Below are 13740 nucleotides of genomic sequence, written 5' to 3' on the forward strand. Positions count from 1 at the left end.
AGCCCAGTTTAACTCACATCAGGCATCAAAGCCAGTCAATTTGAGATTTGAGATTTGAGATTTGAGATTGCTGATTTTATAAGCGTTTGAGCCAAATATTAGGTTAAAAAACCCAGTTTCGATGCACAATTTCATCTGTGCGGACTCGCTTACCTCAGAAACCGGGTTTCTGCGTAGATTTCTCGTCACTGTTCGCAAAACTCGTAGAAACCGGGTTTCTGCGTAGATTTCTCGTCCCTGTTCGCAAAACTCGTAGAAACCCGGTTTCTAGCTATAGCAACCTTCTTGGCTTTTAAGACATAGATAACCTCATGAATAGAACCCGAAACCCCTCTACCCTAAACGGTTTGATTCCCATATCTAACTGTCAACTGTCAATTGTCAACTGTCAACTGCTATACATATCGTGATGAGCTTTTTCTGAGGATAGTGCCAGATATTACATTTCACCCGATCGCCGCCGAGAGCACTTTGCCGGCTTCGTCCAAAGTGCTGCCAAAACAGATAATTCCGTCCTCGTGGCCGGCCATTGCCAAAATTTTGCGATCGGCTAAATTCTCCTCCTCAAAAAGTCTAAACATTTCTAAGGCCATCTGAGGAGTGCCGTAGGGTATCTCTTTTCTAGTAGTAGGAATCTTAAACAGCAGTTGCTGCCATAGTTGAGGATTGTGAACGTGAATTATCCCGTTCACATCATCTCTGTGAAGGTACAGAGCCGCGTGAGTCAGGGACTCCGACGAAGCTGCTACGGGGCCCCGACAGCCGAGGAAATTTTGTTCTAAGTTAAATTCGGTAACAGTACAGTAAAATTCAGGCCCCAGATTTGGCAAGTGTGCCGTCTGGGTGCCTGAAATCACGAACTGGCAAGAATTGCCTATTCTGACGCTGATGTTACCAAAACCAATATTATTTTCGTAGACGCCTATTAGTCCCCAAGAGTGGAGTCGATCGCGCCAGTCCATCAAATCTGCTATGTCCTCGGCAGCTACAGAGTCTGCCTCTTGCCATTCGCAGCGGTACTTAACGACTCCTTCATCCATCTATTTTTATGCCGATCGCCTACAAGGCACACAGGTCTTATCCTGAGACTTCACCGAAGTTGTGCAACTGCTTTTTTTGCCTGTTGCCGAATGTCGAGAGTGCGTGAGTGCCTTCAATAGTCTACATTCCGGTGTCGCCGTAATTCGCGATCGACATTAACAAAAAGTAAAATACGCAAGAAGAACAAATTATTCCAAACATCATAAGTCTAGCCTCAACAGGTGATTACAAAAGTTGAATATGAAAACGCACGCTTTCTGGCTGGGAGTTTGATTCTTGGCTTTTGCTAGAGCGAGTTTCTTCTGTGAAACTATCTAGCGTCCCTCAACAAGTTATTGAGCGAGAGTACAGCATTTATACTGAGGTTGCTGACCCCCTTAAGACATATGTAACGATCGAGTAACCCTCGATCCGGGAACTTAGGTAAAATCAACCGTACATTTACTTATTTCCGATCGTACTGATATTTCAGCGAGCGCAACACCAAATAAAATAAATTTACCAAATCAACACAAATGCCAGTTGATATCAACACAAATGCCAGCCGATCTGGAGTTGTTAATTACTGAAACCCTTGCTATTATTGCTTTTCCTTTTTGTTATACAACTCAATGAGCTTCGCTTAAGACTGTCAAATCGCCAAAACTAGCTGAAACCCTTGCTATTATTTTTTCCCTTTTTTCATATAGAGCTTTGCTCGCTCCCGAGTGAGGTATGTCTGAAGCCTTCTTCCTGCAACATCTGCTCGCCCCAACAAAGGCAAGCCGATCGAGCTGTGATGCCCGATCGGCTAAGGTAAAGAGAGGAAAGGGCGATCGCCCGCAGCCCTTTAAATGTGGAAGTGATACAAGATACTGCCGTCGTCTTTAATTTCGCAATTGGCATTAAAGACTTCAGCTTGTTGGTTCAAAAAACGCTGGGCGACATCCGGCGACAGCCGCGTCTCCATCGCAAACCGCACCAGAGTGATTTCGCCGCTGCCTTCTTTGATCAGTCGGTACAAAGCACTTTGGAGCCTTTCGCTCTCTTCTCGCTGAAAAGCTGCTTTGTACCTCCAATCCGCCACCGAAGGAATCAAACCGCGGCTGACCAAAATCGCCAACAGCAGGCCAACTCCCAAAATCAGAGGCACAGTCGGATCGCTCGTGGGCGTCGCCACAATTTGCGGCGCCTCTGCGGGGGCAAAACTGCTCACCATTTCTTTTTCCGAGGCTTGCGTATCCGCCATTGCAAGCTGAGTTTTGTTGTAAACGTCTTGCTGAAGCTTCATTTGCTGCAACAGGCGAGCGCGCTCTCTTTCGTATTGGTCGAGTTTTTGCTGAGCTTGTTTCAGGTCTTGAGTGACTTGTGCCAAGCGTTGGTTGAGCGATTGATTGACTGATTGCCACCGATATCTGTTAATCAGGCGGCTTTTTTCAACCATGCCCTTCATCAACATATCCGCTGTTTGGATGGCTTGCTGCCGATCGAGCGAGCGATACCCAACAGCAATCTCTAGCGGTTGTTCCGGCTTAGAAATCTGGACGCTAGCATTTTGTCGCACTTGCTGCGGCGACAGCTTAACTGCATCTGCCACTGCTTTGACAACATTATCTGCCAGCAGAACATCTGGAGTCAGTTGCTCTCCCTGCTTGAGAATTGTCGTGCCCGTGCTCGAAAATTTGACGGGCGGATTATTAGAAGTGAGAGTGCCTTGAGCCATGAATCCGGGCGGCGGAGCTAGGCGGTAGGCAAGGGCCCCTGAAATACCCATAATTACAGCAAAACTGCCTAAGGCAATCCATCTGTATTGATTTGCTGAAGATCTAAAACGTAAATTTCCCATTTTGATAGTCAAGTCATAACTTTCACTTTGCTTGCAGCTAGTCCCAAACCAAAGAGCGACGATCTCTTTCTTTTGAGTGAAATTGACTGCTGAAAAATCTCTCAGATTGTAGCGAAAAGCTCTCAGACCGGCTTTTCAGAGTTGCCAATATTCATGTTCGGAAAAAAGCATCGTACTTGTGTTTTCTCGTAACTATAACCTCAGCTTTTATCTTTAGGAATTACTCAAAAATTTACTCGGCGATCGGGATTCAGGAAGTTTGCTGCCACCTGCGGCCCATGGCGAGAGTCCGCTCTCACGAGCTTCGCCGTGTTTGTTGACACTCACAACCTTGACCTTGAAGCCTGTGGCAATCCTCCAGTTATTTTACGTCTTGCTGGGCATCTTGCGTTCGCGATCGGGCAGATGCGTTGTTACTCGATCGCAAATCAGAGCAAGTCGCCAGTAAATTTTTACTTTGGTTTAGCGGCGACGTTGGTTCTGTCGCGGCACTTCGCGAAAGTCTGAGACGTTGCCAAACTCGATACTTCTTCGCGTCGGCATATTTAAACCCATCACACTTACAGAAAGCCAAGCGATCGCCCCTACAGACTCGATCCGAGCAACTTTCGCTACTCATAACAAACTGCTAATGCGTGTTCGATCTTCTCAAATCTGAGCCTGTCAAACAATGAAAAAAACCTTAAATATTCTTCCTAAAAAGTTACTAGCCAAGAATTATACCATGCACTAAGAGTGTTTGCTACAAATAAAAAAAGTTGTGGAGCAAGTCTCGCGGCCTGCTCCACATCAAATGATGGTTTGACAAAGGTACGATCGATCGCACGGGCCAATGTTCAGAAGCCGATCGGCAAAATAAGACCCTCGCGGGCCATAACAGCCTTGGGGAAAGCGATTTGCACATCTTCGGCGATGCGATCGAGAAAATCGTCAGTATGAGCCGGATCGTGGTGAAAAATCACCACCCGCTTCACCCGAGCCTCCTTAGCCATTCTCACGGCTTCCTGCCAAGTCGAGTGTCCCCAACCCACCTTCGGAGACTTGGGGTTGTGATATTCCTCGTCTGTGTACATCGCATCGTAGATCAGTACGTCAGCATCGAGGGCCAAATTGTAAACATTCTCATCGAGTCGATCTGGAAAATGTTCGGTATCCGAACAATAAACAACAGAACGTCCCTGCCAAGTCACCCGATATCCCATAGCAGTATTCGGGTGATTCAGAGAACCCGTCCTAATCTCAATATCATCCAGCATCATCGTCTGGTTGTGATCGATCTCGTGAAAATTCAAATCTGCCGGCAAACCCATCAGCGGTACCGGCGAATTCGAGTGTAACACCCGTTCGACGAAGTGCCTTTTGAGACAATCTCCATCCGGCGGAATCGCCCCGTAAATATCAAAGCTATTGCCGCGGATGAAAGCTGGGGCGAACAGCGGGAACCCTTGAATGTGATCCCAGTGATAGTGAGTAAAAAACATATAAGCTTGCACGGGCATTTCTTGCAGCAACTGGTCTCCCAGCATCCGCAAGCCAGTTCCGCCGTCAAAAATCAAGCGTTTTCCACCGACTCGCATTTCCAAACAAGAAGTATTTCCCCCGTAGCGAACAGTTTCCGATCCGGGTGTCGGAACACTGCCCCGCACGCCCCAGAACTGTACTACAAAATCATCTATACTTTTCATTGCTTCGGAGGGTTGAGGGCAATCAACGGGATTTGCCACTACAGAGGACAAGCTGATTTCCATTTTAAAATTCAGACTTTAAGGTTCCACATTGTCCGTGATGGCGCAGCAAATGGTCGCACAACACTAAAGCTACCATTGCTTCCACCATTGGCACAGCTCTTGGCAAAACGCAAGGGTCGTGCCGTCCTTTGGCCGCTAGCAGCGTTGCTTCACCATCTCGGGTAACTGTACGCTGCTGCTGGCGAATTGTCGCAGTTGGCTTGAAGGCCGCCCGCAGAATGATATTTTCACCGTTAGCAATGCCGCCCTGAATTCCGCCGGAGCGATTCGTTACTGTACGAATTTCTCCTTGTTCATCAGTATAGTATTCATCATTATGTTCGCTGCCCTTCAGTAGAGTCCCGGCAAAGCCCGAACCAATTTCAAAGCCTTTGCTGGCCGGCAATGACATGATCGCTTTAGCCAAATCGGCTTCTAGTTTGTCAAATACGGGCATTCCCAGGCCTTTGGGTACGTTGCGGGCGACGCATTCGACTACACCGCCGATCGAATCTCCGCTATCGCGCACTTTCTCGATCAATTCAATCATTTTGGTGGCGCATTCGGCATCGGGACAGCGGACGATGTTGCTTTCTACTTGTTCTAAGGTAACAGTGTCCGGGTCGGCGACGCATTCTAAGTCTTTGATGCGTTTGACGTAGCCGACTATTTCGACGCCTGCTGCTTGGAAGAGAATTTTTTTGGCGATCGCCCCTGCTGCTACTCTACCAATTGTTTCTCTCGCCGACGAGCGACCTCCGCCTTGCCAGTTGCGAATCCCGTACTTAGCATCGTAGGTAGCATCTGCGTGGGAAGGGCGGTAAGTTGTGGCCATTTCGCCATAATCTTGGGGGCGAGTGTCTTGATTGCGAACTAAAATGGCGATCGGCGTTCCGAGAGTTTTGCCTTCAAACACCCCCGACAGAATTTCGCAGGTATCTGCTTCTTTGCGGGGCGTAGTAATTTTGCTTTGTCCGGGGCGACGGCGATCGAGTTCCGCTTGAATTTCCGACGCGTCGATCGACACCAGCGGCGGACAACCATCAATTACTACTCCCACACCCCCGCCGTGAGATTCCCCAAATGTCGATATCCGAAATAGATGCCCAAATGTGTTGCCCATGATGCTTTTGCTTGAAACTTGATAATTTTTACTTTAACTGGAAGATAGATTTCTTAAATAATAGATTTAGCGTATTTTGAAGAATATAGCATTGACTGGGGGTTTCAGGTCGATCGCAGCACAGGAGTTCGATCGCGTCGTGGTAAAAGAAGATCCACGAGGCAGAGAATTGGAAGAAGAGGAAAACTCTCAAAATTTCCCTTCTTCCCTATTCCATCCGTTACATCCGTTACAGAATCCGTTGCCGAACAGCCTTCCATCCGTTACATCCGTTACAGAATCCGTTGCCGAACTTCCTTCATCTCTAATCTTCGTGTTCTTCAAAAGGGTCTCTCAATTCCTTAGCCGGAGGGCCGAAAGCCGTGTAGATCGAGAAACCGGTGATTGCCACCAGACACATACCGAGAGAAATGCCGAGAACTGCTGCTGGTTCCATATTGAAGAGCGATTATGAGTGATTCCCTCTATAATATTACAAAAAATAACAATTCGTCTCAAAGTCTAGTAATTTTAGGCGCGGTAGGGTATGGCAGCCTCGCGGTGGGTTGGGGAGAACGGGAAACTGGGAGAGTGAGGGACTGGGGAGTGGGGGACTGGGGGATCTAAAGAAATTGCGATCGCAATTAGGGGTGGAAATATGTCAAACTTTTCTGTAGAGATTCATTGGTAAGTGACTTATGGCACAACGGACTTGGTTGGGAGACAGACTCAAACCCCTTAACTCAGAATACGGCAAGGTAGCCCCCGGTTGGGGAACCACCCTATTGATGAGCGCATTCATCGGACTGTTTTTCGTGTTCTTGTTGATTATTTTGCAAATCTACAACTCTTCTCTGATTCTAGAGAATGTGGATGTCGATTGGTCGAGCCTCGGCCGCTAAATTTTGAGCACCGAAATTTAAGACTAACAGTAAAAGCTGAGGGTAGAGGAGAAATGGTAAAAGCTAAGTTTTCCCATTTTCCCTTGCCCTTTCCCGTTAGTACCTCGTAATTAAATGCTAACTAATTAAACAAATTGCAGGAGAAACAAAATGAATATTTTTGGCATTGGTTTGCCGGAAATGGCAGTAATTTTTACGATCGCCCTATTGGTATTTGGCCCGAAAAAGTTGCCAGAAATTGGTCGGAGTTTCGGGAAAGCATTGCGGGGTTTTCAGGATGCTTCGCGGGATTTTGAGTCGGAGTTTACGCGGGAAGCGAAGCAGTTAGAAGAAGCAGTGGCTAAGAAAAAGCCGGAACCAGAAAAACTGGCGGCTGCTAAGGAAGATAGCACAAACAGTTAGATGAATAACACTCAGAAGTCGGAAACTCCAGCGGAGTTAGTGATTCCCCAGCTAATTGTGGGTTTGGGGAATCCTGAACCAAAGTACGATCGCACGCGACACAATATCGGCTTTAATGCAGTGGATGCTTTGGCGAAAGCTTGGCAGATTTCGCTGTCGGAAAACCGCAAATTTCAAGGCATATTCGGCGAGGGAAACCGGCCGCGGGGACAGAAAATCCGGTTGCTGAAACCGCTGACGTACATGAATCTGTCCGGCCAATCGATTCGGGCGGTGGCGGATTGGTACAAAATACCAGCGGAGTCGGTATTAGTAGTATACGACGATATGGATTTGCCGATCGGGAAAATGAGAATGCGGCTAGCCGGTTCAGCGGGCGGGCACAACGGGATGAAATCGACAATCTCTCATTTGGGCACCGATAAATTTCCCAGATTGCGGATTGGCATCGGCAAACCTCAAAGCGATCCTGCTAAAAATGATAAAGACACGATTTCCTTCGTGTTAGGAAAATTTTCGTCAGAGGAAAGTCAGTTAGTAGAGAAGATGCTGAAATTGGTTGTAGAGGCGATCGAGCTAAGCCTACACCAAGGAGTAGAAAAAGCCATGAGTCTTTACAACAATCGTACCATTGTAGAAACAAACGCGGAAACAAAAGGGTGAGTTCGAGACGTTTGCCTGAAACAACTGCATATGTACGAGTTACAGGCCAGTCTTGGCTAAAAGGCACGATTGAGGGTGAAGTAAGTGCCGGTAGTTTTCTGTGGCAGTTTCAATGGCGTTTTCGGGAGGAAAAAACACTAATTCTTCAGCCTTCTCAGGGTAGAGCATTAATTCAGGAACCGCTGCACCGTTTTCTGGAAAAATGGGATTATCAGCTTGAACCGGGGGGCGATTATTCGTTTACAGTTAGAGCTCAATTTTAGTCAGAAACCTGGTTTTTTAGATAATACTTCGTTACTACACCCTAAAACTATCAAAAACCCGGTTTCTTTGGCCTCGATGCTACGAACTAATTAATTGTAGGGTGCGTCGCCTGCGATAAATCCCAACTTGCATATCAACAATCTGATAGCGACGCACCTTAGATATACGAACTAACTAATTGTAGGGTGCGTCGCCTGCGATAAATCCCAACTTGCATATCAACAATCTGATAGCGACGCACCTGAGATAATTTATGATAACTCTTACTCGGACAAATATTGGGTTTGTTTGATTAACTATTGTGTCAGGTGCGGAGCTGTGAGATTGTCGGTTTTTATTCAAGTATTTTAGATGGCGACGCACCCTACGGCTAACTAATTGTAGCACCTGAGATAATTTATGATAACTCTTACTCGGACAAATATTGCGTTTGTTTGATTAACTATTGTATCAGGTGCGGATCTGTGAGATTGTCGGTTTTTATTCAGGTATTTTAGATGGCGACGCACCCTACGGCTACTCATTCCCAAATAATCTTGAAATGCATCTGCGTTGCATCGTCGGTTGCATCTGCCTGACATCTGCGGTTTTTGTTTTTTTAACCGCAGATGAACGCGGATTAACGCAGATGAAATACCGGACAATCAATTTGTTTGTGGTAATTTCAGCAATTCTTGAATTAAAGCAGGCGCAGTTGCTTCTCGGTAAGCGCCGCAATAATACATCGTCAAAACTGCTTTGTAAGCCCAGTGATTTGATGGCACATCGCTAAAAGGATTGGGCAGAGTTTCGGCGCGATTCTGCACGCAAGCATTGAGGATTTGTTCGCGGGTTGGCTGGACTTGAACTAAAGAGTTATTTTGCTTTGGTTGTGCAGGAATTTGCGATCGTGCGGGAGATGAACAAAAAGCACTAACTAGCAGTATAATTGTGGAAACCATTCTGAGTTTAAGCATCTTATTAGTTTTTGTGCGACAATATATCCTAACTTCCACTGCATTCTCTGAAAACTATGCCGAGTCCTATTCTCCGCAATCGTTATGAAATTATCAAATACTTGTCCGGAGGCAGTTTTGGTGACACTTACCTCGCTAAAGATTTAGACTTACTCGGACATCCCCACTGCGTTGTCAAACATCTTCTATAGAATTCTGTGCCCGGTTATCTCAACTCACTAAACACAATTATAGACTGCCTAGTGAGGCCGAATGGGAATATGCTTGTCGTGCAGGAACGACGACACCTTTTTATTTTGGAGACACAGTTACCCCCGATTTAGTTAATTATAACGGGAATTATCCCTACGCTTGGGATCCGAAGGGAATCAATCGTGAAAAAACAACTCCTGTGGGCAGTTTTCGGCTTAGTAATGCCTTTGGACTTTATGATATGCACGGGAATGTCTGGGAATGGTGTCAAGATGTTCGGCACGATAATTATAATGGTGCGCCGACTGATGGTAGTGCTTGGGAAAGTGCTGGAGATAGTAAATCCCGGCTGCTGCGTGGTGGTACGTGGAGCGGCAGTGCTAGTAATTGCCGCGCCGCGCTTCGTGCTTGGCTTTGGCCGGGTTCCCGCAACTACTATTTCGGTTTTCGGGTGGCCCGTGCGTAGGCGAGGACTCTTTAAAGTCAGAACTAATTTTTGATAGCGATAGACGAAGTTTAATGGTTCGGGTTTCATAAAGCTATTCCCTCTTTACGAATGTTCCTCAACAAAGGCCCGTTGTAGTGCATGAACCGATTCTCGTCCATAAATAAACAGCTAATCACTTCATCATTCTGTAGAGACAAGTCTGCCCGAATATAGCTGGTTCTTTTGATTTCTTCACCGGGATTGACTTTTCCTTTGAGAACCACCAAGACATCAATATCTGAGTCTGGCTGTGCGTCGCCCCGCGCTTGGGAACCGTAGAGTACCATTTGCGCGAGCCGATCGCCGTACAGGATCTCGAATTGATCTCGCAATTGGGTTAAAATAGTTTTGAGCCGATCGTTGACGTTCATATTTGTGATGGATGCTGGAATGGCGATCGGCCTTACGCACTAACAACTGTAGCTTGACCTTTAACTACGTTAGCTAAAATCGCCAAAATATTCGGCACCACTGGCTTCAAATCTGCCAAGCGGTTAGACGATGCTTGCAAAACAACCACAGCAATGTTAAACTGTGGCAGATTTTGCTGAAATGACAAATTGCGATCGACTGTAATAAAAACATCAAACTCTGCTTCTACTAGAGCCAAAAGTTGACCATTTTTAATTCCTGCCCATCCCATCTGTGGAACGGTTTTTACCTCATAGCCCACAAACTCTTTTGCCAATCTGCGATCGATACACTCATCCAAGATCAGCCTCATTCTACGCCACCATCGCGATCAATTGTTTTCTAAGAACTTCCAACAAAGCAATTACTTGCTCCCTAGTGACAGTGGGAAATCCCTCTAAAAAATCATCAATTGACTCTCCGGCTTCTAAATAGTCAAAAAGTGTTTGAACAGGAACCCTAGTGCCAATAAAAACAGGAGTTCCGCCCATGATTTCACCAGAAGCGCTAATTATCTGAAAATTCTGAGACATAAGCCTAATTAGTTGTAGGGTGCGGATCCATGAAAAATTCCTAACTAAATACCAACAATCTCATAGCGACGCACCTGATGAATATATTACAAACCTTTGGACTGTTCCGACATCTGCCGCATTCCCACAGCCAACACGCTCAAAAACAATAGCCCGATCGCCCCAGCCAACGGATTGCCGTTAATTCCCGTCACCCAATCGGGAACAGAGCCAGAATATCGGACTAACTCCCCGACGTTAATTATATAGTATCCCCAGACTAAACCTGCATGAAGCCCGATCGACAAACCCAATCGATTTTGACGGCTGCGCTTTGCCAAAACCAGGATCAAACCCAACAACAACAAGCCCGGAAACTGAGGCCAAGTCCGCAACATTCCCTCCACAGGTTTGATAAAATGAGATAGGGCAAACACCAGACTGTTCGCCCGCACAGACATTGGATAACTGTAATCCCGCTGCAACTCGTCGAACAACCAACCCCGGAATATCAACTCCTCGAAAAAACCGACTGCAAAGGCGCTTAATAGCCCTTCTGCAATGATTCGAGGCAAATTATGAGAATTTTGCCATGCGACAAAACCGAGCAGCCCTTGCGCTAAAAATAGGGTGAAAGTGATCGAAATGCCGATCGTCAATCCAATCAAAAGCTCATAACCGTTTTGTCGCGTATTTATTAAACCGTAACTTTTGAGCAATTGAGTTTGTCCGTAAACCTGTTTTCCCCAGCGTGGAAGTAGCAATAGAAATTCGGCAAACAACAATCCCATTGTCAGAATAGTTGCGAGGTTGCTATCTTTAACGAAGAGATAAATTGGTGCGGCGATTGGTAGCCAAATTGCTGCCAAGATTAATAGAAAAATTATTATACGTAATAAAAATGGATAACTGGCTATTTTTTGGCGGTTAATCATGGTTGTAAATTAAATGGATTTTACCTAAAATTTGTTGAGATAACAATGCTCATTGGTGTTAACTTAAGGTCAAATGTATTCAGAGACTGCTATTTACCGCCGAGGCCAGATCCCCCCTAGCCCCCCTACAACCAGGGGGGAACCGGAAACACTCAAAGTCCCCGACTATCCAGGGAATTTAGGGGGATCGAGGATCGGCTATTAACGAACTTAAGAAGGGGGGACAAGAATCTTCTCTTTCGTCCCCCTTTTTAAGGGGGATTTAGGGGGATCTGGCCTCGGCTATAAACGAGAGAGACAAAGGTTGTCAGGTTTAATTTGACAGTCGCAAGCATTATCCGTCCCCAATGTACAAAGCCCGCAGAAAAAGCTAGAATAGCATCATATCGGTTAAAACTTTAAGTAAAGCAAAGCTATAACATCAGGTAACAATGACTGAAGTATCAGATTTCTCAAATGTCGATCGCGAATTAGACGACACAATATTAAGTTTCGCAGACATTCAAGCAGAACTCAACCTGCGCCGCGCTAAAGATGCTCTGCGAGATATAGTAGAACATCTCGATTTGACACCACAAGAGCGAACTGGACTGGAGCCGGAAATTGGCGGCTTGGAAACCATGCTCGACAAGCTAGAGCGCGCTTGCGTGCAAATCGCTGTGTTTGGGATGGTGGGAAGGGGAAAGTCTTCGGTTTTGAACGCGCTTTTGGGTCAAAATGTGTTTGAAACGGGGCCGACTCACGGGGTGACTCGCACCACAACTATTGGCCAGTGGGATGTCGGAGATGGTGTTGATGATGATTTACCCGATCGACTTTCGCCGGTTATTTACCGTTTGTCGCAAGTAGAATTAATCGATACTCCGGGAATCGATGAAGTTGACGGTGAAACTCGCGAACTTTTAGCCCGTCGCGTCGCGCAACAAGCAGATTTGATTTTGTTTGTCGTGGCTGGCGACATTACGAAGGTGGAATATCAAGCACTTTCGCAATTGCGAGAAGCTGGAAAACCGATGTTATTAGTGTTTAATAAAATTGACCAGTATCCCGATGCAGACAGACTGGCAATTTATCATAAAATCCGGGACGATCGCGTGAGAGAATTGCTATCTCCAGATGAAATTGTGATGGCGGCGGCTTCGCCTTTGACAGCGCAGGCGGTGCGCCGTCCCGATGGAAGTATGGGGGTAAAAATGACTCGGAGTTTACCACAAGTTGATGATTTAAAATTAAAAATTTTGGAGATTTTAGACCGGGAAGGTAAATCTTTGGTGGCGCTGAATACGATGCTTTGTGCTGGTGATATTAACGAGCAGTTGGTGCAGCGAAAAATGGAAATTCGAGATGCTGCTGCTAACCGGATTATCTGGAATGGGGTAATGACTAAAGCTGTGGCGATCGCCCTAAATCCAATTACAGTAGTTGATATTCTCAGCGGGGCGGTAATTGATGTGGTGATGATATTAACTCTATCTAAAGTTTACGGCATTCCGATGACCGAAGCGGGGGCGGTGGAATTGCTGCAAAAGATTGCGATTAGTATGGGGGGAATTACTGCGGGGGAATTGTTGGCGAATTTGGGCTTAAGTTCTTTGAAAGGATTGTTGGGTTTGGCGACGCCGGCGACAGGTGGTTTGGCTTTGGGGCCTTATGTTTCTGTGGCTGTGACTCAAGCTGCAATTGCTGGGGTTTCTTGCTACGGAATCGGTCAAGTTACTAAGGCTTATTTGGCTAATGGTGCTTCTTGGGGTGATGATGGGCCGAAGGCTGTTGTCAGCAAGATTTTGGCTTCTTTGGATGAGGATTCTATTTTAAATCGAATTAAGGATGAGTTGCGGGCTAAGTTGGATTTGGGGAGTGTGGAAAAACAGCAATCTCGTTGATGTTTTTGGGAGCAACATCAAATTTGGTTCGTAGTGAGGACTTTAGTCCGCATCCATCCCAAATTTAGTTCGTAGTGAGGACTTTAGTCCGCATCCATCCCAAATTTGGTTCGTAGTGAGGACTTTAGTCCGCATCCATCCAGGACTAAACACCTCACAAAATTTGGCTCGTAGTGAGGAATTTAATCATCAGGAAGAAGGACTGAAGTCCTCACTACTAACCTTTATTAGTGAGGAATTTAATCATCAGGAAGAAGGACTGAAGTCCTCACTACTAACCTTTATTAGTGAGGAATTTAGTCATCAGGAAGAAGGACTGAAGTCCTCACTACGAACCTTTTTAGTGAGGAGTTTAGTCTTGAGGAAGAAGGACTGAAGTCCTCACTACGAACCTTTTTAGTGAGGAGTTTAGTCTTGAGGAAGAAGGACTGAAGTCCT

General features: G+C 46.0%; 16 protein-coding genes and 1 pseudogene. 6 read left to right on the forward strand and 11 right to left on the reverse strand.

Features of this window, described 5'->3' with window-relative positions; genetic code table 11:
• Positions 1-446: 446 nt before the first annotated feature.
• The 6 genes from QUB64_RS07880 to psbN form a co-directional block, all read right to left on the reverse strand.
• Positions 447-1040, reverse strand: a complete 594-nt coding sequence (locus tag QUB64_RS07880) for a class II aldolase/adducin family protein (protein ID WP_333269185.1) — start codon at positions 1038-1040, stop codon at positions 447-449.
• An 830-nt stretch (positions 1041-1870) separates the two neighbouring features.
• Positions 1871-2794 (reverse strand): hypothetical protein, encoded by a 924-nt coding sequence (locus QUB64_RS07885; RefSeq protein ID WP_333269186.1) that lies wholly within the window; start codon positions 2792-2794, stop codon positions 1871-1873.
• A gap of 433 nt (positions 2795-3227) precedes the next feature.
• Complete coding sequence (locus QUB64_RS07890; RefSeq protein ID WP_333269187.1) at positions 3228-3485, reverse strand: hypothetical protein; 258 nt, start codon at positions 3483-3485, stop codon at positions 3228-3230.
• Positions 3486-3702: 217 nt separating this feature from the next.
• Complete coding sequence (locus QUB64_RS07895) at positions 3703-4614, reverse strand: MBL fold metallo-hydrolase (protein WP_333269188.1); 912 nt, start codon at positions 4612-4614, stop codon at positions 3703-3705.
• A gap of 1 nt (position 4615) precedes the next feature.
• Positions 4616-5716, reverse strand: coding sequence for a chorismate synthase (aroC, locus tag QUB64_RS07900; protein ID WP_333269189.1), 1101 nt, complete (start codon positions 5714-5716; stop codon positions 4616-4618).
• Positions 5717-6020: 304 nt separating this feature from the next.
• The gene (gene psbN, locus QUB64_RS07905) at positions 6021-6152 is read right to left on the reverse strand and encodes a photosystem II reaction center protein PsbN (RefSeq protein WP_193971847.1); all 132 of its coding nucleotides are present in this window, start codon (positions 6150-6152) and stop codon (positions 6021-6023) included.
• Between the two features lie 241 nt (positions 6153-6393).
• Here psbN and psbH point away from each other — a divergent pair, with 241 nt between their 5' ends.
• The 4 genes from psbH (at position 6394) to QUB64_RS07925 (ending at position 7925) form a co-directional block, all read left to right on the forward strand.
• Positions 6394-6597: a photosystem II reaction center phosphoprotein PsbH gene (gene psbH, locus QUB64_RS07910; RefSeq protein WP_333269190.1), complete on the forward strand. Its 204-nt coding sequence runs from the start codon at positions 6394-6396 to the stop codon at positions 6595-6597.
• A gap of 150 nt (positions 6598-6747) precedes the next feature.
• A complete protein-coding gene (locus QUB64_RS07915) occupies positions 6748-6999 on the forward strand; it encodes a TatA/E family twin arginine-targeting protein translocase (protein WP_333269191.1) in 252 nt (83 codons plus the stop codon).
• On the forward strand, positions 7000-7662 hold the full coding sequence (pth, locus tag QUB64_RS07920) for an aminoacyl-tRNA hydrolase (RefSeq protein WP_333269192.1): 663 nt from the start codon (positions 7000-7002) through the stop codon (positions 7660-7662). It abuts the gene before it with no gap.
• Positions 7659-7925: a DUF3146 family protein gene (locus QUB64_RS07925; RefSeq protein WP_333269193.1), complete on the forward strand. Its 267-nt coding sequence runs from the start codon at positions 7659-7661 to the stop codon at positions 7923-7925. The genes pth and QUB64_RS07925 overlap by 4 nt, the downstream gene beginning before the upstream one ends.
• A gap of 645 nt (positions 7926-8570) precedes the next feature.
• Here the strand turns inward: QUB64_RS07925 and QUB64_RS07930 are convergent.
• Positions 8571-8882, reverse strand: a complete 312-nt coding sequence (locus tag QUB64_RS07930; protein ID WP_333269194.1) for an S-layer protein — start codon at positions 8880-8882, stop codon at positions 8571-8573.
• A gap of 184 nt (positions 8883-9066) precedes the next feature.
• Here QUB64_RS07930 and QUB64_RS07935 point away from each other — a divergent pair.
• Positions 9067-9540 (forward strand): annotated as a pseudogene (locus QUB64_RS07935) (formylglycine-generating enzyme family protein); the annotation flags it as partial.
• A 65-nt stretch (positions 9541-9605) separates the two neighbouring features.
• Here QUB64_RS07935 and QUB64_RS07940 read toward each other — a convergent pair.
• The 4 genes from QUB64_RS07940 to QUB64_RS07955 form a co-directional block, all read right to left on the reverse strand.
• Positions 9606-9932 carry a nucleotidyltransferase domain-containing protein gene (locus QUB64_RS07940; protein ID WP_333269195.1) on the reverse strand — a complete coding sequence of 109 codons (327 nt, stop codon included), beginning with the start codon at positions 9930-9932 and terminating at the stop codon, positions 9606-9608.
• Positions 9933-9964: 32 nt separating this feature from the next.
• Entirely contained in the window at positions 9965-10285 is a 321-nt protein-coding gene (locus tag QUB64_RS07945) for a DUF5615 family PIN-like protein (protein ID WP_333269196.1), read from the reverse strand.
• Between the two features lies 1 nt (position 10286).
• Positions 10287-10505: a DUF433 domain-containing protein gene (locus QUB64_RS07950; protein WP_333269197.1), complete on the reverse strand. Its 219-nt coding sequence runs from the start codon at positions 10503-10505 to the stop codon at positions 10287-10289.
• 86 nt (positions 10506-10591) lie between these two features.
• Positions 10592-11419 carry a CPBP family intramembrane glutamic endopeptidase gene (locus QUB64_RS07955; RefSeq protein ID WP_333269198.1) on the reverse strand — a complete coding sequence of 276 codons (828 nt, stop codon included), beginning with the start codon at positions 11417-11419 and terminating at the stop codon, positions 10592-10594.
• 431 nt (positions 11420-11850) lie between these two features.
• Here QUB64_RS07955 and QUB64_RS07960 point away from each other — a divergent pair, with 431 nt between their 5' ends.
• On the forward strand, positions 11851-13302 hold the full coding sequence (locus tag QUB64_RS07960) for a GTP-binding protein (protein ID WP_333269199.1): 1452 nt from the start codon (positions 11851-11853) through the stop codon (positions 13300-13302).
• Positions 13303-13740: the final 438 nt, after the last annotated feature.

The sequence above is a fragment of the Microcoleus sp. Aus8_D2 genome (genome assembly GCF_036702665.1).
Taxonomy (GTDB): domain Bacteria; phylum Cyanobacteriota; class Cyanobacteriia; order Cyanobacteriales; family Microcoleaceae; genus Microcoleus.

Bases quoted from the DNA above. Each gene is read 5' to 3' on its own strand.
- aroC (WP_333269189.1), bottom strand. From the start codon at position 5,716: ATGGGCAACACATTTGGGCATCTATTTCGGATATCGACATTTGGGGAA.
- psbN (WP_193971847.1), bottom strand. From the start codon at position 6,152: ATGGAACCAGCAGCAGTTCTCGGCATTTCTCTCGGTATGTGTCTGGTG.
- QUB64_RS07940 (WP_333269195.1), bottom strand. From the start codon at position 9,932: ATGAACGTCAACGATCGGCTCAAAACTATTTTAACCCAATTGCGAGAT.
- QUB64_RS07880 (WP_333269185.1), bottom strand. From the start codon at position 1,040: ATGGATGAAGGAGTCGTTAAGTACCGCTGCGAATGGCAAGAGGCAGAC.
- QUB64_RS07950 (WP_333269197.1), bottom strand. From the start codon at position 10,505: ATGTCTCAGAATTTTCAGATAATTAGCGCTTCTGGTGAAATCATGGGC.
- QUB64_RS07885 (WP_333269186.1), bottom strand. From the start codon at position 2,794: ATGGGTATTTCAGGGGCCCTTGCCTACCGCCTAGCTCCGCCGCCCGGA.
- QUB64_RS07945 (WP_333269196.1), bottom strand. From the start codon at position 10,285: ATGAGGCTGATCTTGGATGAGTGTATCGATCGCAGATTGGCAAAAGAG.
- QUB64_RS07915 (WP_333269191.1), top strand. From the start codon at position 6,748: ATGAATATTTTTGGCATTGGTTTGCCGGAAATGGCAGTAATTTTTACG.
- QUB64_RS07895 (WP_333269188.1), bottom strand. From the start codon at position 4,614: ATGGAAATCAGCTTGTCCTCTGTAGTGGCAAATCCCGTTGATTGCCCT.
- QUB64_RS07955 (WP_333269198.1), bottom strand. From the start codon at position 11,419: ATGATTAACCGCCAAAAAATAGCCAGTTATCCATTTTTATTACGTATA.
- QUB64_RS07960 (WP_333269199.1), top strand. From the start codon at position 11,851: ATGACTGAAGTATCAGATTTCTCAAATGTCGATCGCGAATTAGACGAC.
- psbH (WP_333269190.1), top strand. From the start codon at position 6,394: ATGGCACAACGGACTTGGTTGGGAGACAGACTCAAACCCCTTAACTCA.
- QUB64_RS07890 (WP_333269187.1), bottom strand. From the start codon at position 3,485: ATGAGTAGCGAAAGTTGCTCGGATCGAGTCTGTAGGGGCGATCGCTTG.
- QUB64_RS07930 (WP_333269194.1), bottom strand. From the start codon at position 8,882: ATGCTTAAACTCAGAATGGTTTCCACAATTATACTGCTAGTTAGTGCT.
- pth (WP_333269192.1), top strand. From the start codon at position 7,000: ATGAATAACACTCAGAAGTCGGAAACTCCAGCGGAGTTAGTGATTCCC.